Here is a 603-nt window from a genome sequence, read left to right as displayed (position 1 = left end):
TTAGATAAATGCCTTGTTTTTACTCAAAAAAAAGAACAGTATTATAATGGCAATAGAAATAATTTCATTTTCCTTTTCTCTTGCAATGCCAACAAGTTTGGCATTAATAAAGAAGATGCTTTAGATTATTGCCTCACAAATTTTGATTTAGATGAATCTGAAATAAAAGCTACAGTGAATAGCGCATATAAAAACAATATACAAGACTTTGCGAAGTATGCGAAAGATGCAAATTCAAATATTTCAACAAATGAAAACAAAGAGAACATAGAGAACATAGAGAACAATAAGTCTGAACTCATAAATATGCCCTATTTACCAAATCATGTTTTCGATAAACTTCCTAAAATCCTCAAAAAAGGTTGTGAAGTGTTTAAAGATTTGCGTGAACGTGATGTATTTTTTACAGGAGCAATTACAATAGTAAGTGGTTGTATGAATACAGTATCTGGCGGTTATAGAGGTAAGAAAAATTTTGCAAATCTATTTAGTTTTGTAATTGCTCCAGCAGCAAGTGGTAAAGGTGCTTTAACATTTGCAAGAGATTTAGGAATGAAATATCATGAAAGATTAGTAGCACAAAGCAATGAAAAAATAAAAGAG

The 603-nt window shown here is 30.0% G+C and carries 1 protein-coding gene; it reads left to right on the top strand.

Going from position 1 to position 603, the window contains the following annotated elements; translation table 11 throughout:
• On the top strand, positions 1-603 hold a 603-nt coding region (locus IU405_RS04140), incomplete at both ends, for a DUF3987 domain-containing protein (RefSeq protein ID WP_197437351.1).

This window comes from Polaribacter sp. BAL334 (assembly GCF_015767435.1).
Taxonomy (GTDB): domain Bacteria; phylum Bacteroidota; class Bacteroidia; order Flavobacteriales; family Flavobacteriaceae; genus Polaribacter.
Note: the sequence above shows the minus strand (reverse complement) of the source record. Positions and strands in the feature narration are given on the sequence as shown.